This window comes from Nanhaiella sioensis, assembly GCF_046557775.1.
GTDB lineage: Bacteria > Bacillota > Bacilli > Bacillales > SM2101 > Nanhaiella > Nanhaiella sioensis.
Genome location: NZ_JBKAEG010000001.1, coordinates 3,169,324 through 3,192,427, shown reverse-complemented (window position 1 = coordinate 3,192,427; position 23,104 = coordinate 3,169,324). Strand labels below are relative to the sequence as shown.

The following is a 23,104-nucleotide window of genomic DNA, read 5'->3' as shown; positions in this document are numbered from 1 at the left end:
ATAGATTACTAGTCAATTCAACCAAAAGTTGTAACAATTCTCATCCTTCTTTACGATGCTGAAGTCAAGTTTGTTATGTAAGCTTAAATTATTCAAGGTTGCTTCCGCATTGATTGTTGCTTTTCGCCCTTACATATAAACGAATATATACATCTAGCATTAGTGGCGTCTTTCCTATTCTCATAATAGCAACTAATTTAAGAAAAAAAAGCATTATTCAAAGGGGGAATATAAATGAAGGTTTTAGATTTAGTGAATACACCTGTTTCAGCTTCAAAATTAGAAGTCATCTTTAAAAGTGCTTCCAAAAATACGGCACTATTCGAATGTGTGCTACTACCTCAAGAGGAGATCAAACCACATATACACTCCTTTGGTGAAGACTGCGCAGTCGTTCTTTCAGGAGAATTGACTTATTACGTATCTAACAATCAATCGATAACTGCTACAGAAGGAGATCTTGTTTTAGGATGGAAAAATGTTATTCATGGCTACAAAAATAATACAAAAAACCCACTTCATCTGCTTATTTTTGCATCGCCACGAGAGTTTTTTATTTCATCAACAGCAATCGAGTATAAATATGTAGCGGATGATGATCCAATGGTTATTCATCTACCAATAGAACAGCGTATCATTCTTTCAAACCAACAAAGAGTAGTAGAATCACAATATTCTTCTTTCTCCACTCTTCAAATAGAAGGAGTACACCAAGGGGAGTATAACAAGGAGATGCAAGCATTTGTAGACTATAAAAATAAAAGAGTTTATATATATGAAGATGAGCCTGTTGATTTACAAGTAAACCAAACCACATATTTCATTAAATATGAATACTCTTACAAATAACGATTACCTCTATTACGATAAACCGAAGCAGCCAAGTTAGAGACTTCTGTGTGATAATCATCATTTGTTAGTAAAAATGAAAAGAACCTTAGTAAATAATAATAAAAAAGGAGATAAGACACTTTTACATTTTGTCATTATCTCCCTGCTAATTTACCATGTTATTTATCGCTTAAACGTGCTTTGACAATAAATCAGCTAATGCTTCTTTAGGTTGGAAACCAACCACTTTATCAACTACTTCACCATTTTTGAAAACTAATAATGTTGGGATGCTCATCACACCAAATTTTGCTGCAGTTTCTTGGTTATCATCAACGTCAAGCTTAACAATTTTAACTTTATCTCCCATTTCTTGATCTAACTCTTCAAGTACTGGAGCAATCATCTTACAAGGTCCGCACCATGGTGCCCAAAAGTCTGCTAGTACTACTCCATCACTAGTTTCAGCTGTAAAATTTTGATCAGTAACATGTGAAATTGCCATGTTTATCTTCCTCCTAATTATCTACTTCTTTTGATACATCAAAGTATATCACTGTATGGTTTTGGATGCTAATTTTTTGCTTCAGTTGTAATTTTACCTTCAAGATAATATTTTACTTCAGTAAATTTCGAATTAACTAATCTTGTTCTTTAAGGGGATTTTCTGTCGTCTAGCATTGTAAAAAGGACTTCACCCTTGTTACTTATTTAGTAAGCACAGGGAAAGTCCTTTTAGCACATGTAAAAAGGTTATTTCTATTGACTACACCATTTTGTGTTTAAATTTATGAAAGAACTTTTAATTTCTTAAATTCATCTGTTAGTAACGGCACAACATCAAACAAATCACCGACAATTCCATAGTCTGCTACATTAAAGATATTTGCCTCTGCATCCTTATTAATTGCAACGATAACTTTCGAATTAGACATACCTGCTAAATGTTGAATAGCGCCTGAAATGCCACATGCTATATATAGATCAGGTGTGACAACTTTTCCAGTCTGACCAATTTGTAACGAGTAGTCACAGTATTCCGCATCACAAGCCCCACGTGAAGCACCAACTGCCCCGCCAAGTACATCTGCTAACTCTTTTAATGGCTCAAACCCTTCTTCACTTTTTACACCTCTACCACCAGCTATAACTACTTTAGCTTCTGACAGATCTACTCCCTCGGAAGCCTTTCTAACGACTTCTTTAATAATTGTTCTGAGGTCCTTAATATCTACTGTTAATGAAGAAACTTCACCTGTTTTAGCTTCATCCTTTTCTAGTGGAGCAATGTTATTTGGACGTACTGTAACAAAGATTTTGTCACCCGTTACAATCTTCTTTTCAAATGCTTTACCAGAATAGATAGGGCGAGTAAATACAATATTCCCTCCTACACTTTCCACAGCAGTTGCATCAGATATTAATCCACTGTCAAGTTTACTCGCAATTTTTGGTGCTAAATCTTTACCTAGAGCGGTATGCCCAATCACGATTCCGTCCGGTTGCTCAGCATCAATTGCAGCAAGAAGTGCCTGAGAAAAACCATCTGTAGTATATGCATTTAATTTTTCATTTTCTACTATAACAACACGGTCTGAACCGAAATAGATCATTTCATTAGCTACACTTGATACAGCATCTCCTATTAGTACTGCAACTACTTCGCCGCCTTCTGCAACTGTTTTTGCAGCTGCAACCGCTTCAAACGACACATTACGTAATGTGTTATCACGAACTTCACCTAGTACTAAAACTTTTCTAGCCATTTTTATTCCTCCCGAATACACTATTTTTAAGATTAGCACAAGCGGTTTGATCTCCTCCGACAAGTGCCTTCATGTAGAAATGACTAAGTGACCACTTGATAATGCATACTGGAGCATGGCACATGGAACCCCTACTCCACCCAAAGTCAGCCCTTGCCATCATGAATAACTTCCATGCAATCCTCATTTACCTAGGCTGTTTTCGCATAGATTGTTGTTTTTCGTATTAATTGTTAAACACGAATACAACTGGATTTCGTGGCATCTTTTCTTCTATAAAAAGATGATTATTGAGTAAAACGACACCTTTAACTTCTCGTTTAGGAACTATAGTAATAAAGTTTAAGAAAATAGCCTTTACCTAAGAATAAATTTATAAAACCTTCGCTTCAGAATGTAGTAACGATACGAGTTCTTTTACTTGATCAGGAATGTCGCCTGCTAATATTTTTCCTGCTTCTTTTTTAGGCGGTAAATATATTTCAATTGTCTTCGTTTTTGGAGCTACATCGTCTTCATCTATATCTAAATCATCTAGTTCAAGCTCTTCTAACGGCTTTTTCTTAGCTTTCATAATACCTGGAAGTGATGGATAACGCGGCTCATTTAAACCTTGTTGAGCTGTGATAAGTAATGGTAATGTCGTTTCAATAATCTCTGAATCTCCTTCTACATCACGGACAACTGTAGCTTTACTACCATCAATGTCTAGTTTTGTTATTGTAGTAACATACGGTATCCCAAGTATTTCTGCAACGCGTGGACCAACTTGACCAGAGCCACTATCAATTGCTACATTCCCTGCTAAAATTAAATCAACTTCCTGTTCCTTTAAATACTCTGCAATTATTTTAGCAGTTGAATATTGATCGCTCTCTTCTAAATCTTCTTCTGTGTTAATTAATACAGCCTTATCGCATCCCATCGCTAACGCTGTTCGAAGTTCCTTTTCAGATTCTTCTCCTCCAACAGTTATGACAGTTATTTCTCCACCATGCTCATCTCGAATTTGAATTGCTTCTTCAACAGCATATTCATCGTAAGGGTTAATAATGAATTCAGCCCCATCTTCATTTATTTCACCATTTGAAATAACAATTTTTTCCTCAGTATCAAATGTTCTTTTTAATAATACATAGATGTTCATTCTATTCCCTCCAATTTACTCTTCAAAATATTTTAACATCTCAAACTATTGTTACTTTCCTTTAAAAGTTGGTGCTCTTTTTTCTAGAAATGCACTAATACCTTCGCTAGCATCTTCTGTTGCAAAAACTTTCCCAAAAAGCTCTGCTTCCCGCTTAACTCCACCATAGTATTGATCAGCTTTTGTGTATCTTAATAATTCAATTACAGCTGAAACAGATATTGGACTTTTTGCAGCTATTTTTAAAGCTAGTTTACTAGCTTCTTCTAACATAACTTCTTCTGGAAATGCGTGGTTAGCTAAGCCTAACTTTACAGCTTCCAAACCTGAAATTGGCTCGCTCGTTAACATCAATTCAGCTGCCTTAGCAGTACCTACATAACGTGGTAAACGCTGTGTTCCTGCAAAACCTGGTATTAAACCTAATTGAAGTTCTGGCAAGCCAAGCTTTGCGTTGTCGGTTACAATGCGTATATGACAGCTCATTGCAAGCTCTAAGCCTCCACCAAGCGCAGCTCCATGAATTGCTGCAATAACAGGTTTTGAAAATAACTCAATTCTTTCAAATAATTGTTGACCAGCTTCTGATAAGACTGAAAACTCTTCACTGCTCGATACAGTCGTAAATTCCTTTATATCAGCTCCTGCGGAAAAGAAGCGCCCCTCACCTTGTAATAAAATGACTCTCACATCTTCATTCTTTTCTAAGTCATCTAATCTTTTTGAAAGCTCTTTCAAAACTAAAGATGACACAGCATTCGCTGGAGGATGATCCAGTGAAACTGTTGCGACATAGTTTGCTATATGACATTTTGTATATTCCATACGTTCACCCCTTCTTTCTGAAAGGCTCTTTTCACAACTTTTATTGTTATATTTTAATACTACAACATCAAAGCGAGGTTTTATGCAATTGGTGAAATTTTCATTTCAAGGAAATGATCATAAAACCATAGTGGTACACTTATGTGTGAAGACAAGCCGTTTGCAGTGTCAAAACTGGAAAAGAACGCCAGTTTTGACCATTTGTTTAATTAACTAATCTCAGTTGACCCACATCCGCTAACTACTAAATGGTGCAGAGGATATGCTAATGTCACTAGATCATACTTTTGATCATTCATTACCCACGATGTTACTGTTTCATCAATCGTTCCAAATATCATCTGTCTTGCTAGGCGTATGTCTAAATTTTTGCGAAATTCACCTCTATCGATTCCTGCAAGTATTATATGGTCCAATACTTTTAAATAGCCTTTTAACACATCGTTTATTTTCACACGTAGCTCTTTATTAGATTGACGTAATTCTAACTGAGTAACGATCGCTAAATGATGATCATCTGATAATAATTTGAAGTGTTTTTCAATCAACAGTAATAACTTCTCTTTAGCTGATTCCATTCCTGCAATTTCTTCACTAATTTTTTCTATAAAACTCCCCATTTTCTCTTGAAATAAAGATATCAATATATCTTCTTTGTTTTTAAAATATAAATATATAGTTCCATCTGCAACCCCAGCTTGTTTTGCAATTTTTGAAACTTGAGCTTGATGATAGCCATTCTCTGCAATTACGATTACAGCTGCATCAATGATTTTCTTGTATTTCGGTTTGTTACGCTTCACTATAACTCGTCCCTTCAAAAGGATGTTCAAAAAGAATGGTAAAAATGATGCTTTTGGACGTTACAGCAGTCTATGCCAATATAGCAAGTTACACGCCCTGCTCTTCTAACCTTCTTATCCTCCTTTTGAACACTCACCTCATTAAATGAATGAATCGTCATTCATATTTTAATAATAAAACAGGACTGTTTTTCTTGTCAAGTATATAGTGACTAAATAGACCCTTTCACCGTATGCTCATGTGAAAGGGTACTAAATATTATTGTATATTACACTTACGTAGACTAGCTATCCTTTTTCTTACCCCGTAAAGAAAAGCATATATATGATGCCTATTAATACAAAGATTCCACATAATACAAGTAGAACTTTTGCTAAAGTTTCCATTCTTACTAATCTCTCCTAACCTATCCCTGCTCCAATCACATAGGATAATCCTACTGAAATAATCATTGAAATAAAACCGACAGCCCTATTATCACTCTCAATTTCTTCATCAATTTTAAACATTGGTGTTAAAAACTCGTAAATAAAGTAGCCACTGAGGAGTAATATAAAACCAAAAAGTCCCCACCCCATCATCGTTAATAAAGAATCATGATGACCGATGGAAAATCGAAAAATATTCGCTAAACCGAAAATCTTACCTCCGGTAGCCATGGCAACAGCAATGTTTCCTTTCTTTATTTGTTCCCAATTTTTATACTTTGTTACAATCTCAAAAATCGATAAAAATATAATAATTGAAAGCACAACAACACTGTAATATGCTGCTGTTTGCACAAGTTCATTTTCCCAAAATGAGCTCATTTTCGCTCCCCCTATTTCAATTCTACAATAGAAATTCCTGAACCACCTTCACTCGCCTCACCATAACGAACTTTTTTAACAGCTCTGTGATTTTTTAAAAGGTCCTGAACTCCTTTTCTTAGAGCGCCAGTTCCTTTTCCATGTATGATAGAAACACGTGGGTATCCAGCAAGTATTGCATCGTCAAGATACTTCTCTACACGAAGTATCGCATTTTCAAATCTTTCACCTCGTAAATCTAATTCAAGGCTGACATGGTACTCTTTTCCTTTGATTGCTACAAGAGGCTTCGTTTCTATCGGTTTTGGGCGACTAGCATATTGAAGATCTGATTCTTTCACTTTCATTTTCATAATTCCTAGTTGCACTAGCCACTCTTTCGATGAAGCCTTTTCTAGTAAATGACCTTTTTGATCAAGGCTAATTACTTTCACTTCGTCACCAGGTTGGAGGCTTTGTTCATTCTTTTTGCGAATGATATTATTCTTGCTTTTATTAAGCTTTGGAGCTGCAGCTTCAAGTCGTTTCTTTGCATCAATAAGCTCGTGCTCTTTCACCTGTACATATTGTTCCTTTTGGATTTTACGTAAATCCCCAATAATCGATTCTGCTTCTTGTTTTGCAATATTAACAGTTTCACGAGCTTTTTGTTCTGCTTGTTCGAATATCACATCTTTTTGACTAGCAAGCTCAGTCAGTTGATCTTCAAGCTTCTTATGAAGATCCTTTGCTTCTTTCCTAAGTCGCTCAGCTTCCTCTAGCTTCTCTTCCGCATGCTTTTTACTATCTTCCAAGGAAGCAATCATATTCTCCACAGTATTACTTTCAGTACTAATTTGCTTTTTAGCTCGATATATGACCTGTTCGTCTAAGCCTAAACGTCTTGATATGTCAAAAGCATTACTTCTCCCAGGAACTCCAATAAGCAAACGATATGTAGGACTCAACGTCTCTACATCAAATTCCACACTAGCATTAATTACTCCATCTCTATTATATCCATATGCTTTAAGCTCTGGATAGTGTGTCGTAGCTACCACCCTTGCTCCTTTTTGGTAGACTTCGTCCAATATAGAAATAGCTAATGCCGCACCTTCCTGTGGATCTGTTCCCGCTCCTAACTCATCAAACAGCACAAGGCTTTCACTATTAAATTGCTGTAAAATGTCTACAATATTTACCATATGCGACGAAAAAGTACTTAAACTTTGTTCTATAGATTGTTCATCACCTATATCTGCATAAATCGAGGAGAAAACAGACATTTCAGAACCATCTTCAGCAGGGATTTGCAGCCCAGACTGTGCCATTAACGTACATAAACCAATCGTTTTTAGCGCAACTGTTTTCCCCCCAGTATTTGGTCCAGTTATTAAGATCGTAGAATAATCTTTTCCTAGCTCTATATCGTTAGGTACCACCTCATCAGGATCAATTAATGGATGCTTTGCTTTAACCAATCTAATATAACGATCATTGTTCATCACTGGCTTTGATGCTTTGATACTGCGAGCATATTTTGCCTTTGTAAACATAAAGTCAATTTCAGCTAGTATATCAATATTATGTAGTAACCCATCAGCTTCTTCTGCTACATTTACCGTTAATTCATGCAGTATTTTCTCAATTTCTTGCTTCTCTTTTATTTTTGCCTCATGTAAAAGGTTATTTAGTTCAACGACAACTTGCGGCTCAATAAACAATGTTGCACCAGATGAAGATTGATCATGAACGATACCACCGTAAGAACTCCGATATTCTTGTTTTACTGGGATAACAAAGCGATCATTTCTAATTGTAATAATAACATCTGATAGCTTTTTTTGAGCTGAGCTCGACCTAATAATACTTTCTAATTTTTCACGAATGCGGGCTTCACTCGTTCTTAACTGCTGTCTTATTGTTCGCAGCTTAGAACTAGCATGATCATAAATCTCTCCATAATCATTTATACATTGCTTAATTGAGTCTTCCAATTCTCTAAATGGAATTAGTTCAGAACTTAACTCGTGAAAATATGGGATGTCATGATCATCTTCAATCATATCACTCGTAAATTTTTGAATTTGCCTTCCCGCATATATTGTATTTGCAATATCCAATAGTTCTTCAGGATGTAACGTACTGTTGATCTTTGCTCTTTTCACGTTTGATCGAATATCAAAAATACCCCCTAAAGGAACATTCCCTTTTAATCGAAGTATTTTGACAGCCTCATCTGTTTGCTCTTGTAATTTAACTACTTCTTCAAATTTTGTAGCTGGCATTAACGTATCTACCTTTGCTTTCCCTAATGAAGAAGCAACATGAGTAACCAATAAATCTTTTATTTTGTTAAATTCTAATGTTTTTAAAACTCGTTCTAGCATGATGTTTTCCTCCTTATGCTTGGAGAGGTCAAATATATGTTAGTATTATTTCTCATGTCGATGTAAAAAAGCCCGAACACTTTCTACGTCCCATGTATTAATCACATTTGCGCTTTTTACCCAACCCTTCATTGCAGTTGATACACCGATCGACATATCCTCAAGCATTTCAATATTATGAGCATCCGTATTTATGACAATCTTCAATCCTGCCTGTTGCGCTTTTCGAAGGTGATCTGATGAAAGGTCTAAACGGTTTGGGTTTGCATTCAACTCTAACGCGGTATTAGTCTCCTTTGCGAGTTCAATTAGCATATCAACATCTACATCATACCCAATGCGCCTCCCAATCAACCTGCCTGTAGGGTGAGCAATTATATCAACATGATGATTACGTAATGCTGTTGTTAACCTCTCCATGATGACCTCTTTTGGTTGAGAGAAACTAGAGTGAATGGATGCAATAACAATATCCATATCCTTCATGACTGAATCATCATAATCTAATGTACCATCTGGTAATATGTCCATTTCTACACCAGCGAATATGACAAAATCATCATATTTTTTATTTAACCTTCTAATTTCCTCTCTTTGAGCCTTTAAGCGTTCAACTGTTAAGCCATTAGCTACTCGTAAGAACTGTGAATGATCCGTAATGGCCATATATTTATATCCCTTATCCCTACACACTTCAGCCATCTCTTCTATTGAATACGCACCATCGCTCCAAGTCGAATGCATATGTAGATCACCTTGAATATCTTCTAAGGAAATTAAGTCTTTTGAATGAAAGGATGTAGTTACTTCACTACCATCTTCACGAAGTTCAGGTGGAATATAATTCAAGTCAAAATAAGAATAGAAATCTTCTTCTGAAGAAAAGGTCGTCGTTTCTCCTGTATTTATATTTTCGACACCATATTCACTAATTTTTTCACCACGTTCTTTTGCTAATTGACGCATTCGAACATTGTGGTCTTTAGAACCAGTGAAATGGTGTAGTGTCGTCGCAAATTCAAGAGGTGCAACCAAGCGAAAATCGACGGAAACTTCATAATCATATTGTAATTGAACCGAAACCTTTGTGTCTCCATTTGAAATGATAGTGGTCATATGTTTAAGCTCAATAAGTTGTTTTCTAACTTTATCACGCTCATTTGTAGCAATAATAAAGTCTAAATCTTTTATTGTTTCTTTCATTCTTCTTAAACTGCCAGCTCTTGAATATTGTATCACGCCGTCCATGGATGCTAATGCCTGTTCAATTTCATTAGCTATCGGAAGCATGAATGCAATGGGTAACCTTTCGGGACGAGAGCCCATATCTTCAATAGCAGCAAGGATCTTTTCCTCTGTTTTCTTCCCGAATCCTGCTAATGCTTGTACCTTATTTGCAATACAAGCCTCCTTTAATGAAGCAGCGTCAACAACCGCTAATTCTTTATAGAGCTTTGCAATTTTTTTGCCGCCTACCCCAGGTAATTTCAATAATGGAATAAGACCCGTTGGTACTTCTTTTTTCAATTCTGTTAATAAAGAGGACTCTCCACTTTCAATAAACTCCGAAATCACCGCAGATGTACCTTTACCTATTCCTGGTATATCAGTAAAGATATTAATTGAAGAAAGGCTTCGATCGTCGTTTTCTAACGCTGTTGCTGCTTTACGAAATGCTGATATTTTAAAAGGGTTTTCTCCTTTTAGTTCCATATATATTGCAATTGTTTCGAGTAGCTTAATAATTTCTTTTTTATTCATCTCCAACGATACCACTCCTTTAATTATTTCTAACTATAAGAAAAGTGTCATGGCTATCATTACTTTATCTTATCAAAAGGCTCTTTTTATTAACTTTTTTGCTATAGCTCCTAACTAGAAGGTTTTTACTCAAAAATCATTGTTTTATAACAACCTGCCACGAAACCTAGTCGTATTCGTGTTTATTCTTTTGTGTACAAAATAACATTTCATGTAAAAACAGCCACTTAGAAATAATGGCGTAAATTGCTCCTGATGAGCCAATAAGAAGGTGTATCCAAAATTGAACATACCATAAGAGCGTATATCGTGAAAAGCCTTACTTTTCTATAAAAATAATACAGTTTTTTTCAAAAAATGTACAACTACGAACTAGCAAAGGCTATTGTCGTAAAATTTATTGCTTATGACAAAATTAAAACCGTGATCAACTGACTTCATGCAAAAGATGCCACGAACGTTACATATCTAAGGGTTTATTATTTAGTGTGAAAACAAAAAGAGGGTAATTCACACCAAAAACAACTGGTCGATGAACTATCCTCTAAAGACGGATCTCACTCCTAATTTATCCCGCAACATACTCAAACCAAAGATCTTTTATCATTGATGAAAAAATCGGGGTGTGTTTTATCATCATATTAGCCACAAATGAATCTTGTATAGGCATTTGAATAAAGTCTATTGGTAACAATGCTACAATATAAAGCACAACAAATAAGATGATGTAAACTTCTAAGAAACCTAGAATAGCTCCTGCCCATCCATTGATTTGTTTTAAGATTGGTAAATGAGCAACAAAGTCTAGCATCGATCCAAGGATCTGCATAATGATCTTGACCATTATAAATATGATTACAAAAGCGATCGCTCTATAATATGCATCCTCAAGGTTCATATTTTCAAATAAAGAATTTAATGCGCTTCCTTCACCAATTGTTGGATATGGGATCCAAAGAATTAATTTGGGTGCTAGAGTGTCATAATAGATTGATGCTAAAACAAATGCAACAATCAACCCAAAGAAGTGAATAATTTGAAGCACGAACCCTCTCTTTAAGCCTATTAAAAATCCTGCAATAAGAATAATTATTAAAATAAGATCAAGCATTTAAAATTCAATCCTTTTCTTTATTTACTTGTTGTTCTAGTTTTTCATATTTTTCGGTCAGCTTTACGTAATCATGAACTACGTTAACAGCGGTTAACACCGCTAATTTATGAACGTCTAAATAAGGGTTTTTCCGACCTATCTCTCTCATCTTTTCATCTACTATTGAAGCTACTTTTAGCACATGACTAGTATTCTCTGAGCCTACAATTGAATATTGCTGACCATATATATCAACAGTTGTTCTCGTTTTAGATTTCTCTGACAACTTGTTGTCCCCCATTTCATCAAAATCCTAATCTTTATCATACCATGAAAAAAGTAGTTGTGGAAAGAATTCCATAATAGAAATGAATACAGAGTATAATGAAGGTATAATGAGGGTATAAAGATCATGGGGTACTATATTTATATAAATCTCTGAATTTGCCTCTAGTGTATGATAGTTGATGCTATTAGCTTCCTTTTGGCAGCTTTCATCCTCATTGTATTTTCGTATTCTATGACATATACGAATACAACACCCATAACACCTTTATTCTTGAAACACTATACCTATCATATATAATCTAGCTATTCGTTTTTAACATCAATAGTAACGAAATTTAGGAAAAGAGCATTACTTCATAAAATGAATCTGTGAAGGGGTTGTTTATAGTTGGCTAATTCTGTTATTACAGTTGATAAAGCTACCATCAATAAAATGAAAAAACACTATGAAAATATTAGTGGTGGTGCTTTACCACCAGGAGCTATTTTTATAGCTAAGGGACCAACGTTTACTATAACTGCATATCGTTCAGGAAAAGTATTATTTCAAGGCAAAGAAGGAAGCCAGGAAGCACAGCTTTGGGAGTCACAACAAAACAGCTCTTCAACTTCTAGTAACAAGATTAACAAGAGTTCCACACAAGGAGCTGCGAAAACAAAGTATTCCCCGCCAGATAATATTTCAACTCTTTCAATTATCGGCTCTGATGAAGTAGGGACTGGCGACTATTTCGGACCTATTACTGTAGTCGCTACCTTCGTTGAAACAAAACACATTCCGTTATTGAAGGAATTAGGAGTGAAAGATTCGAAAGGCTTAACAGATGAAAAGATTTGTTCTATTGCAAAAGACATCATATCAATCATTCCATATAGTTTACTTATTTTACATAATGAAAAATATAATGACCTACAAACTAGCGGTATGACCCAAGGAAAAATGAAAGCTATTCTACATAACCGTGCTATTCAACACGTATTAAAGAAAATTGAACCAGCGAAGCATGACGGAATATTAATTGATCAATTCGCTGAACCGTCGACTTATTATAAACATTTACAAAAAGAGCGAACAATCGTTAAAGACCATGTTTATTTCAGTACGAAAGCTGAAGGTATCCATATGGCTGTAGCTGCTGCGTCAATAATTGCACGATACGCATTTTTGAAAGAAATGACTAAATTGAGTAAAGAATGTGGGATGGAGCTACCAAAAGGAGCTGGCGCCCATGTTGACAAAGCAGCTGCGAAAGTAATTTCAAAGTTCGGTATTCAAAAGCTAAAACAATTTACTAAATACCATTTCGCAAATACCGAGAAGGCGAAGAAATTAGTATAAAGATAAACAGTGATAGGATAACCATTATATAATGCTATTGCACAAACACCATAGCGCCTTTCTTCCCTTATGTATGTACAAAATTATGAACTAACTAGAAGAAGAGCATGCATATAAAAAAGTGTCTCGTATTGATCCGAGACACTTTTTCATATTCATGACTTCCTTTGAAGTTCATTATGTTGTATGAACCATATGTCCAGTGAGGCATGATACTCTATTAATTGGAATACTTCCATTCGCACTCTGTTGGCTATCATAATCTATTGTAACGCATATTGTATCTAAGCTTTGCAATTGAATTAACGTATCTGTGGTACAACATCCCGGTCCCTCAATTGATTGACATGATATGTTAGTTAAGCTATTTTGTACTAAATTAATTGTAGTTTGGGCATCACCATCCGAAGTCTCAATTTGTATCGATGTACTAAAATGATAAACACCATCCGAAGGTGCAGTAAATATGGAAGTACTAGTATCATAATTGTTTCCACCAAATTCAAAATCTTCATTTGGGAATGTTACTTTTAAAGCGGTTGAAGGATCTGGAATATCCTGACCACCAGTTTCTGCTCTAAAACTAAGCATCGGTACTGGGCCTGGTGGACCAGTAGCTCCTTGTGGGCCTTGAACACCATCTAATCCAGGTGGACCAGTAGCTCCTTGTGTTCCTTGTAGTCCTTGCGGTCCTCGTGCTCCTTGTAGCCCTCTTAATCCAGGTGGACCTGGTGGTCCTTGTGGGCCAGATGGTAGTTGTGGAACCACTTTACACTTACAATTTTCACTTTCCATTCTCTCACCTCTCATCTTGCATAGTTGTAATCATATATATGAAAAACCTTTATATGTGTTTGGATTCATATACATTTTTTTACAATAAAGGCCTTAACATAAAAAAAGTGTCCCGATATAACTCGAGACACCTTTTGTTAATGTTTATTAACACGGTTAGTATGATAGTTCAAAACTAACCTCTTAATTTTGCATCGAACTGATTTTCGACAGCCTTTAAAACATTTTCATGGACAGAGGTTACCTCTTCATCAGTAAGCGTACGTTCTGGATCTAAATAGCGTAAAGAGAAGGCTACTGATTTTTTGCCTTGCTCCATATGCTCACCTTCGTATAAATCAAAGATCGAAACATTCTTTAACAGATCTCCACCCGCTTCTATAATTGTTTTCTTTAAATCACCAACTGCTACTTCACTATTGACAACGAGTGCTATATCTCTAGTAATTGAAGGAAAGCGCGGAATGAGATTATATTTAAGTTCCGAAACTTCAGCTTGAAGTAGCTTTTCTAATGACAATTCAAATACGTAAGTCTCTTGTAAATCAAGTTCATTTTGAGTGATTGGATGAAGTTGACCAATGATACCTAATACGTCTCCATCTAGTAAGATTTGTGCAGTTCGACCTGGATGAAGAAGATCTTGTTTTATTTGTTTGTATTGAATGCGCTCCTCCAAACCCAAGTGGCTAAATAAGCCATCTAAAACACCTTTTGCGACATAGAAATCTACTGCTTTCTTCTCACCTTGCCATAAGTGGGATGACCAAAGGCCAGTCAATGCTCCAGCAACATGTTCCTTTTCATTTGGCAGTGCATCTTTATCAGATGATACAAATACTGATGCTGTTTCATAAATTGCAATATCTTCAATTTGTCGAGCACTATTATGTTTTACTACATCAAGTAAATGAGGTATTAAACTTAAACGTAGCATGCTGCGCTCTTCACTCATCGGCATGGCTAAACGCACTGGCTCTGCCTCTTCTAATGCAAACTGTTTCACTTTTTCCTCACTCGTTAATGAGTAATTCACTACTTGATATAAGCCTGCTCCTTCAAGATAACGACGTACTTTACGACGTTTCGCTTGATAAGGAGTCAATATACCTGGTCTAGCTTCACCGATAGGGAGAGTCGATTTGACATTATCATAACCGTATAATCTCCCTACTTCTTCAACTAAATCTTCTGGAATTGAAATATCGTTTCTTCTTGTTGGAACAGTGACAACAAAAACATCATTATCTACAGTATATGAGAACTGGAGATTATGAAAAATGCTACCAACTTCTTCATTCGAAATTGACGTCCCGAGTAAACGATTGATTTGTTGGACAGACACCGACACGACAACAGGTTGTAATTGTAGTGTATCACTGATGGCCTCATCACCAGCGATTTCTCCTCCAGCATATTCCATCATTAAATATGCTGCTCGATTTGCCGCTTCTTGCGTTCGTTTCGGATCTATACCTTTTTCAAAACGCGCACTTGAATCGCTCCTTAATCCATGGCTTTTAGAACTACTTCGTACGACACCACTGTTAAAGTAAGCAGCTTCCAATAAAATCGTTGTAGTATCTTCACGGACCTCAGAATCAGCTCCACCCATAACCCCAGCAAGCGCTACAGGCTCATTTCCATTTGTAATGACAAGGTCATCTTCTGTTAATGAGCGTTTTACATCATCTAGCGTAGTAAGCTCCTCTCCAGGTTTAGCACGACGCACAAGTACCTCTTTTGATCCAAAACGGTCATAATCAAACGCATGTAATGGTTGACCATATTCAAGTAGGACATAATTCGTAATATCAACTACATTATTGATCGGTCTAATACCCGCTGCCATAAGGCGAGTTTGTAACCACAAAGGTGATGGACCTACTTTGACATTTTTTATTACCTTAGCAATATATAGTGGATTAGCGTCATGATCTTCAATATTCACTGAAACTAAATCTGAAGCCATGTCATTGCTTTCCTGTAGTTGAAAACGAGGAAGTTCAACCTCTTTCCCCAACATTGCACCTACTTCATACGCCACACCTAACATATTTAAACAATCAGATCGATTCGCTGTTAACTCCAACTCCAACACATGATCATCTAAGTTAAGCTGTTCGAGTGCGTCACTACCAACTTCAACATCGTTAGGAAAAACAAAGATACCTGTTGCATAATCTTTTTGAATGACCTTCGCTTCAATTCCTAGCTCTTGAAGTGAACAAATCATCCCATGGGATTCCTCGCCTCTTAACTTCGCTTTTTTAATTTTGAAGTTTCCAGGTAATACCGCACCTACTTTTGCAACGGCTACCTTTTGTCCTGCAGCGACATTTGCCGCACCACAAATAATTTGAACAGGTTCACTATCACCGATATCAACGCTACATACGCTTAGTTTATCAGCATTTGGATGCTGCTCCTTTGACAACACATGACCAACAACAACATTTTTTATGCCCTTATTTAAAGATTCTACTACTTCTACTTCAATACCAGTACGATTAAATTTTTCTGCAAGTTCTTCAGGAGTTACAGCAGATGCATCGACATATTGCTGTAACCATTTATATGAGACTAACATGTTTATCCCTCCTCATTAAGCTCGGTTAAATTGTTTTAAGAAACGAAGATCATTTGTATATAAGTGACGTATGTCATCAATTCCGTATTTCAACATCGCTATTCGATCTGGACCCATTCCAAAGGCAAAGCCTGAATATTTTTTCGAGTCAAAACCCGCCATTTCAAGCACGTTTGGATGCACCATCCCTGACCCTAGTACTTCAATCCAGCCTGTACCTTTACAAATGTTACAACCTTTACCACTACATTTCATACATGAAATATCAACTTCAACCGATGGTTCTGTAAACGGGAAAAAGCTAGGACGAAGACGAATTTCCCTTTCATCACCAAACATTTTCTTTGCGAATACTTCTAACGTACCTTTTAAATCGCTTAAGCTAATATTTTCATCAACTACAAGTCCTTCTATTTGCATAAATTGATGCGAGTGTGTTGCATCGTCGGTATCTCGTCGATACACTCTCCCTGGACAAATGATTTTCACAGGCCCTTTACCTTGATGTTTTTCCATCGTTCTTACTTGCACTGGTGAAGTATGTGTCCGAAGTAAAATATCGTTTAATATAAAGAAGGAATCCTGCATATCACGGGCAGGGTGTCCTTTAGGTAGATTTAATGCTTCAAAATTATAGTAATCTTGCTCAACCTCTGGCCCCTCTGCTATCGTATAACCCATACCAAGGAACAAATCTTCAATTTCTTCAATAACGACCGTTAAAGGATGTGGATTCCCAGCAGCAATCGGCCTACCTGGCAGCGTGACATCAATTGTTTCGGATGCTAATTGCTCTTCGACTGCTTGTTTTTCTAGTTTCGTTTTCTTTTCTTCTAATGCAGTTTGAATAGCTTCTCTTACCTCGTTCGCTAAAGCCCCCATTTTAGGTCTTTCCTCAGCGGATAGCTTACCCATACCTCTTAATACTTCTGTAATAGGGCCTTTCTTTCCTAAATATTGGACACGAATATCATTTAACTGCTTTAAATCTTCTACTAAGTTAACTTTTTCAATTGCTTCTTGTTGAAGCTCCTTTAATCGTTCTTGCATGTTTTATACCTCCTTTTAATTAACAAGCTTCATGCTTTTTAACAAACGCTGGATTATAGCGCGATCTCCCATGAAATAGCCATGATTTCGAGCATATAAATACAGCTACATATCTCAGAAAACATATGACATTCAATAACAACTGTTAAGTAACTGTGAATTGTTGTCTTCAATCACTCCCCTACAAGTAATGGAGCTAGACAATTCTTAACAAACTTTGAAAGCATAATAAAACCCCGTCCCTAAAAGAAGGGACGAGGTATATCGCGGTACCACCCTTGTTAACAGCTACGAAGTCTTGAAAGCTGTTCACTTCATTTAGATAACGGAACTAGGCCCGGTACACCTTTACATTTTAGCCAACGCCAAAATGGTCTAAGTGCCAACTCAAGAGGTGAATTCACTTATTTCTACCATAAAAATGCTTTCAGTCATCGGCATTTTCTCCCTACATGGCGATCGATAAGCTACTCTTCTCTGTCAAAGTTTTTAATATTTATAGAGGTTGTTCAAAGTGCTGAAACAGAACACTCATTTACACTATTTTGATTTATACAAAATAACTATTGCTTTATTATATTTAAAAATAATTGCTTATGCAACCTTATTGTTGAAAATGATAAAGTACAATCCCCGTTGCAACGGCAACATTTAATGATTCACTTTTTCCATATATAGGTATATAAATGTTGGATGTCGTACTTTTTAGCAGTTCTTCATTTACCCCATTACCTTCGTTTCCAACTAATAAAGCAAATTTGGATCGGGGGGTAATCTCTCGATAATCGACACCATTTTGTAAAGATGTACCAAAGATAGATACATTCTTTTCTTTCAATAGTCTCACCCAATCGACAAGGCTTCCTTTTACAACTGGTACATGAAAGACCGCTCCTTGAGTTGCCCTAAGTACCTTTGGATTATATACATCAACAGTCCCATTTCCTAAAACAATCGCATCAATGCCAACCGCTTCTGCAGTTCGGATGATCGTTCCAACATTTCCTGGATCCTGTACAGCATCAATAAGTAAATATTTATTTTTATTATCTAAACTAGTGTCCAATGTTAATTTGTTACAAACTGCAAATATACCTTGAGGTGCTTCAGTTTCACTTATAACTGCTATTATTTCATCATTGACGTATGTAACATCTATATTCGTTATATCCCACTTTGATGGTATTTCAGTTTTTTCATTTATAATTAGCTCATTCACCGTACCATTTGTATGTAGTGCTTCTTCCACCATATGAAAACCTTCAACGAGAAAAAGTCCTGTTTTTTCTCGTTCTTTTCTTGTATGAAGCTTTTTCCATTGCTTCACTTTTGGATTTTTAGAGGATTCAATTCGTCTCAACTAAGTAAACTCCTTTTATTTTGCTCAATATTTAAGGCTGTTTTTGCATTAATTATTGTTTTTCGTATTAAGAAATAAACACGTACACAACTAGTATTCATGGCATCTTTTCTTCCATACAACGATAACTAACATGTAAAACCACTTTTTTTGGAACTAATATGGGGACCATAGCAATAAAATTTACGAAAAGAGCCATATTTAAACTTTACCTATTATACATAATAACAGTGAAATACACAAAAACTATCGCTATATTACATTACACAATGAAGAGGATGATAAATATGAACTTAAACTTGCGTCAAGCAATCCTTACAAACGTATCTGGAAATTCACAACAAGAATTAGAAAATACAATTGTTGATGCCATTCAACGTGGAGAAGAAAAAATGTTACCTGGGCTAGGCGTTTTATTTGAAGTAATTTGGGAGAATGCAACTGAAGAGGAAAAACATGAAATGTTGCAAACACTTGAAGATGGATTGAAACAATGATAAACAGCAAATGAAAGAAATTTTGAACATATAGGGGAGAGAAAGGGTCTCCCCTACGCTGTGCTAAAGCAATGTTAATGATTAACTTGATTCAACTAATTGTTGTAAGCAACCATGAATTTTATCCGCTTCACTTACTCCTGATAATGCAGCACCTTGATAACCACCCCCAGGGCGTGTCCATGCCCCTACTAACGACAGGTTTTCAATAGGTGTTTGTCTACTTAACCTATTTAATCCAGATTGATCAACAGTTTGGGAAAATCCATATACCGCACCTGCAGGATTCTTTGTATATCTTTGCATCGTTCTTGGCGTACCTAACTCCAATACTTCTATACTGCTAGTGATACCTGGATAATTCTCTTCTAATTGTGTTAATAAATAATTTGTTACTTCTTCTTTCTTCTGCGCGTATTTTTCCTTGTCTTCAGGCCAATTAGTAATAAAGTCAATAAAGGCTAGCGCAATGATTGGTTTTCCATTTGGACTTAATTCAGGATCTAATTTGTAATAATTAGTTATACCAAAATTAGCTTGTGTATATTGCCCTTCCTGTAAGTAATTGTAATCTTTACTAGGGTCCTTTTCCTTCACAAACACAATATCCTCATCAACTAAATTATATTTTGCTGGATCATCTTTTAACCCAATATATAGTTGAGTTACTGAAGGGCCGATTTCTAATTTCTCTAAATCCTGAACATAAGAACTACCTTTGAACTGATCACCTAATAAATTGGCGAATGTCATTTGTGGACTCGCATTTGAAATAATCCATTTCCCTTCAAATACATCACCTTTTTTTGTTTTTAACCCTGTCGCTTTTTGCTCCGACACAATAATTTCCGTTACTTCTTGACGTAAAAATACATCTCCACCATTTTCATGGATAACATCGACTAAGGCATCTGCGATTGCTTGTGCACCACCTTTTACATAGTAAGTGCCGTCCAGATGATAGCCTATCCACGGTACAAAAAAGTAATGAGCAGAAAGAGTTTTAGGTGGCAGACCGTAGTAAGGCCATAGCAACGTGAAAATTGCAATAAACTCCTCATCTGTTACATACTCTTTCAATACTTCTTCAGTAGACATTTGTGACCATTTAATAAATAACTGTGCATGCATAAATATTGTTTGTTTCTTTTCATCCTTAGGTATAGTTGCATCGGTCAAAAACTTCATCTCTTTACTGAAAGAAATTAAGTCCTTAAATAAATTCGATATACCTTCTTTTTCATGTGGGAACATTTTATGCAAATAAGTTAAATATTCATCAGGGTCTTGTGGGATATCAATCCTCTTCCCGTCCCATACAACAGTATATGGATGTTCTTTTTTTATAGGAGTGATTCGATCCATCATCCCACATTTTGAAAAGATGTCATAACAAATCTGACCTTCTTCCAAACTTGCAATACCGTGTAAAGATACGTCAAATTCATATCGCCCTTTTCGTGGAAAATTAGTTGCATAACCACCTGGACGAACATGATGATCAAAAACTGCTACCTTGTATCCAAGCTTTGATAACCTCGCTGCAGAACAAAGTCCACCAATTCCTGACCCAATAACTAATACATCATAACTAGACATTTTCCTTCCCCCTTTATCAAAAAGATATATATCTTATAGATATAATTCTATAAATAGCTACAAAAGATGTCAAGATAGAAAATAAATGGTATATTTAACTTTAGTTTGACATTTTAACAAACTTTATATATCATTTAGATATATAACTTTTAGATATATATAATCGTATTTGAATTGAGGTAATTGTATGTCAAGAGAGAATAAGACGATGTACACACTTTTAGGCTTGTTAATGTATTCACCTTTAACTGGGTATGAAATAAAAAGGACCATTGAGAGTAGTATCAAGCATTTTTGGCAGGAAAGTTATGGACAAATCTATCCAACCCTTAAGAAGCTAGTAGATCAGGAACTTGCAGTTGTACATATTGAAAAAGTAGAAGGAAAGCCCGATCGAAAAGTTTATACGATTACTGAGCAAGGGAGACAAGAGTTCATAAATTGGCTGGAAAAACCGATTGAAAAAATTCCTATCCATAAAAATGAATTATTACTAAAGGTTTTTTATGGCCAATATCTAACTGTAGAACAAAATATTGAACAGATAATTCAATACCGACAAAAAATGGAAGATATATTACAAACTTTAAATACTACTGAGCAATTCTTAATATCTAGAAAAAAGGACGATCCTCACTTTGATTATTGGATGCTTACTTTATCACATGGACAATCAATCGTAAAAGCAACAATACAATGGTGCGAGGATAGTATGGACATATTATCCAATAAATAACCTTTAAATAAGATGAAGATATTTTACCACCTGATTCTTCAATATTTCACTATTATTTAAGGCTCTTTTCGTAAACATTGTTGCTAATGTTATCAAGTGCTATAAAAAGTGGTAAAAGATGCCGCGAACATTAGGTGTATACGTGCTTATACCCTACAACGAAAAACAACAATCAATACGAAAACAGCTGTATAAAAAATAAGTAACAAAGCTTACATCTTTTTGTAAGCTTTGTTACTATTGGACGCTTAAGTTGTACTAAGATCAGTTACTTTTCAAATGATAAGCTACGTTGAAAATATGAACAACAACTTACTATAGAAAAGTGTGTGAACAATTGTTAATTAAAAGTAATTTTTTGGACATTACTTTCATCTAACTGTTTAATAACTTCTACAACTAGCTTAATAGTGTTTTCATAATCATCACGATGAAGCAAAGCAGCATTTGTGTGAATATACCGAGTAGGGATTGTTATTGTAAGTGTAGGAACTCCTTTACCAGTTAAATGAATTGCACCCGAATCAGTTGTGCCACCTGTAATTAGATCAAATTGATAAGGAATATTATGCGCTTCAGCAATATTTGTTACGAAATCTCGTAAGCCCTTGTGGGCTATCATTGATGCATCATACAATATTACTTGAGGGCCTTCTCCCATTTTTCCTACAGCTTCACTTTCATTAACACCTGGCGTATCACCAGCAATTCCTACATCAACACTTATTGCGATATCAGGTTGAATCATATGCGCAGACGTTTTCGCACCACGTAAACCTATTTCTTCTTGAGCTGTCCCAACCCCGTAGAAGACGTTAGGATGATTCTCAATGTCCAATCTTTTCATTACTTCGATCGCTACGGCACACCCAACTCTGTTATCCCACGCTTTAGCAAGTAGCATTTTTTCATTTTTCATCACTGTAAATTCTGTATGAGGAACAATTTGATCACCAGGACTAATCCCCCATGCAGCTGCTTCTTCCTTACTTGAAGCACCGACATCAATATACATGTTTTTAATATCGGCTGGCTTCTTCCGCGCTTGTAAAGGAAGAAGATGAGGAGGTTTTGAACCTATTATACCTGTTATCTCACCTAATTTAGTTACGATAGTCACTCGTTGTGCGAGCATAACCTGAGACCACCAACCACCAATTGTTTGAAAACGAATAAAACCATTTTTATCAATTTGTGTTACGATAAAGCCTACTTCATCTAAGTGTGCTGCTAGCATGATTCTTGGCCCTTTTTCCATACCCGTTTTTCTCGCAACTAAGCTTCCTAAACCATCTATCATCACTTCATCGGCAACTGGGGATATGTATTTCTCCATTACTTCACGTACTTCTCGCTCATTTCCAGAAATTCCTTTTGCATCTGTTAAATCTTTTAGCATCATTAACGTTTCATCTAATTGCTTCGTCATATATATCCTCCTATAC

At 35.8% G+C, this 23,104-nt stretch carries 20 protein-coding genes and 1 other annotated feature; of the genes, 4 read left to right on the top strand and 16 right to left on the bottom strand.

Features of this window, described 5'->3' with window-relative positions:
- Nucleotides 1–234: 234 nt before the first annotated feature.
- The gene (locus tag V1503_RS14785) at nt 235–849 is read left to right on the top strand and encodes a cupin domain-containing protein (RefSeq protein WP_410627901.1); all 615 of its coding nucleotides are present in this window, start codon (nt 235–237) and stop codon (nt 847–849) included.
- A 172-nt stretch (nt 850–1,021) separates the two neighbouring features.
- Here V1503_RS14785 and trxA read toward each other — a convergent pair whose 3' ends face one another.
- The 10 genes from trxA to zapA all read right to left on the bottom strand — a co-directional run bounded on the left by trxA (nt 1,022) and on the right by zapA (nt 11,691).
- The gene (trxA, locus tag V1503_RS14780; protein ID WP_214481560.1) at nt 1,022–1,336 is read right to left on the bottom strand and encodes a thioredoxin; all 315 of its coding nucleotides are present in this window, start codon (nt 1,334–1,336) and stop codon (nt 1,022–1,024) included.
- Nucleotides 1,337–1,619: 283 nt separating this feature from the next.
- A complete protein-coding gene (locus V1503_RS14775) occupies nt 1,620–2,597 on the bottom strand; it encodes an electron transfer flavoprotein subunit alpha/FixB family protein (protein ID WP_410627898.1) in 978 nt (325 codons plus the stop codon).
- A 373-nt stretch (nt 2,598–2,970) separates the two neighbouring features.
- A complete protein-coding gene (locus V1503_RS14770; RefSeq protein WP_410627894.1) occupies nt 2,971–3,744 on the bottom strand; it encodes an electron transfer flavoprotein subunit beta/FixA family protein in 774 nt (257 codons plus the stop codon).
- Nucleotides 3,745–3,795: 51 nt separating this feature from the next.
- Nucleotides 3,796–4,569, bottom strand: coding sequence for an enoyl-CoA hydratase (locus V1503_RS14765; RefSeq protein WP_410627892.1), 774 nt, complete (start codon nt 4,567–4,569; stop codon nt 3,796–3,798).
- 209 nt (nt 4,570–4,778) lie between these two features.
- A complete protein-coding gene (fadR, locus tag V1503_RS14760) occupies nt 4,779–5,372 on the bottom strand; it encodes a fatty acid metabolism transcriptional regulator FadR (protein ID WP_214481565.1) in 594 nt (197 codons plus the stop codon).
- A gap of 402 nt (nt 5,373–5,774) precedes the next feature.
- Nucleotides 5,775–6,182 carry a DUF350 domain-containing protein gene (locus V1503_RS14755; protein ID WP_214481566.1) on the bottom strand — a complete coding sequence of 136 codons (408 nt, stop codon included), beginning with the start codon at nt 6,180–6,182 and terminating at the stop codon, nt 5,775–5,777.
- 11 nt (nt 6,183–6,193) lie between these two features.
- Entirely contained in the window at nt 6,194–8,551 is a 2,358-nt protein-coding gene (locus V1503_RS14750) for an endonuclease MutS2 (protein ID WP_410627889.1), read from the bottom strand.
- 45 nt (nt 8,552–8,596) lie between these two features.
- Nucleotides 8,597–10,312, bottom strand: a complete 1,716-nt coding sequence (gene polX, locus V1503_RS14745; protein WP_410629443.1) for a DNA polymerase/3'-5' exonuclease PolX — start codon at nt 10,310–10,312, stop codon at nt 8,597–8,599.
- Nucleotides 10,313–10,880: 568 nt separating this feature from the next.
- Nucleotides 10,881–11,423, bottom strand: a complete 543-nt coding sequence (locus V1503_RS14740; protein WP_214481568.1) for a CvpA family protein — start codon at nt 11,421–11,423, stop codon at nt 10,881–10,883.
- 7 nt (nt 11,424–11,430) lie between these two features.
- Nucleotides 11,431–11,691, bottom strand: a complete 261-nt coding sequence (gene zapA, locus V1503_RS14735) for a cell division protein ZapA (protein ID WP_214481569.1) — start codon at nt 11,689–11,691, stop codon at nt 11,431–11,433.
- A gap of 390 nt (nt 11,692–12,081) precedes the next feature.
- Between zapA and rnhC the strand changes: the two genes are divergently transcribed.
- Nucleotides 12,082–13,032, top strand: coding sequence for a ribonuclease HIII (gene rnhC, locus V1503_RS14730; protein WP_410627886.1), 951 nt, complete (start codon nt 12,082–12,084; stop codon nt 13,030–13,032).
- A gap of 177 nt (nt 13,033–13,209) precedes the next feature.
- Here the strand turns inward: rnhC and V1503_RS14725 are convergent, their stop codons facing one another.
- From V1503_RS14725 to V1503_RS14710, 4 genes are all read right to left on the bottom strand, one after another.
- Nucleotides 13,210–13,827, bottom strand: coding sequence for a C1q-like domain-containing protein (locus V1503_RS14725; protein WP_410627884.1), 618 nt, complete (start codon nt 13,825–13,827; stop codon nt 13,210–13,212).
- 175 nt (nt 13,828–14,002) lie between these two features.
- Nucleotides 14,003–16,417 carry a phenylalanine--tRNA ligase subunit beta gene (gene pheT, locus V1503_RS14720; protein WP_410627882.1) on the bottom strand — a complete coding sequence of 805 codons (2,415 nt, stop codon included), beginning with the start codon at nt 16,415–16,417 and terminating at the stop codon, nt 14,003–14,005.
- A gap of 15 nt (nt 16,418–16,432) precedes the next feature.
- A complete protein-coding gene (gene pheS / locus V1503_RS14715) occupies nt 16,433–17,467 on the bottom strand; it encodes a phenylalanine--tRNA ligase subunit alpha (protein WP_320207690.1) in 1,035 nt (344 codons plus the stop codon).
- Nucleotides 17,468–17,714: 247 nt separating this feature from the next.
- Nucleotides 17,715–17,960 (bottom strand) — a binding site (T-box leader).
- A gap of 111 nt (nt 17,961–18,071) precedes the next feature.
- Entirely contained in the window at nt 18,072–18,827 is a 756-nt protein-coding gene (locus V1503_RS14710; RefSeq protein WP_410627879.1) for a TrmH family RNA methyltransferase, read from the bottom strand.
- 287 nt (nt 18,828–19,114) lie between these two features.
- On the opposite strand from V1503_RS14710, the gene sspI reads away from it, so the two are divergent.
- Complete coding sequence (gene sspI / locus V1503_RS14705) at nt 19,115–19,324, top strand: small acid-soluble spore protein SspI (RefSeq protein WP_214481577.1); 210 nt, start codon at nt 19,115–19,117, stop codon at nt 19,322–19,324.
- An 81-nt stretch (nt 19,325–19,405) separates the two neighbouring features.
- Here sspI and V1503_RS14700 read toward each other — a convergent pair whose 3' ends face one another.
- Nucleotides 19,406–20,923 carry a phytoene desaturase family protein gene (locus tag V1503_RS14700; RefSeq protein WP_410627877.1) on the bottom strand — a complete coding sequence of 506 codons (1,518 nt, stop codon included), beginning with the start codon at nt 20,921–20,923 and terminating at the stop codon, nt 19,406–19,408.
- 187 nt (nt 20,924–21,110) lie between these two features.
- Here V1503_RS14700 and V1503_RS14695 point away from each other — a divergent pair, with 187 nt between their 5' ends.
- On the top strand, nt 21,111–21,659 hold the full coding sequence (locus tag V1503_RS14695) for a PadR family transcriptional regulator (protein WP_214481579.1): 549 nt from the start codon (nt 21,111–21,113) through the stop codon (nt 21,657–21,659).
- 340 nt (nt 21,660–21,999) lie between these two features.
- Here the strand turns inward: V1503_RS14695 and V1503_RS14690 are convergent, their stop codons facing one another.
- Complete coding sequence (locus tag V1503_RS14690) at nt 22,000–23,088, bottom strand: M42 family metallopeptidase (RefSeq protein ID WP_410627874.1); 1,089 nt, start codon at nt 23,086–23,088, stop codon at nt 22,000–22,002.
- Between the last annotated feature and the right edge of the window lie 16 nt (nt 23,089–23,104).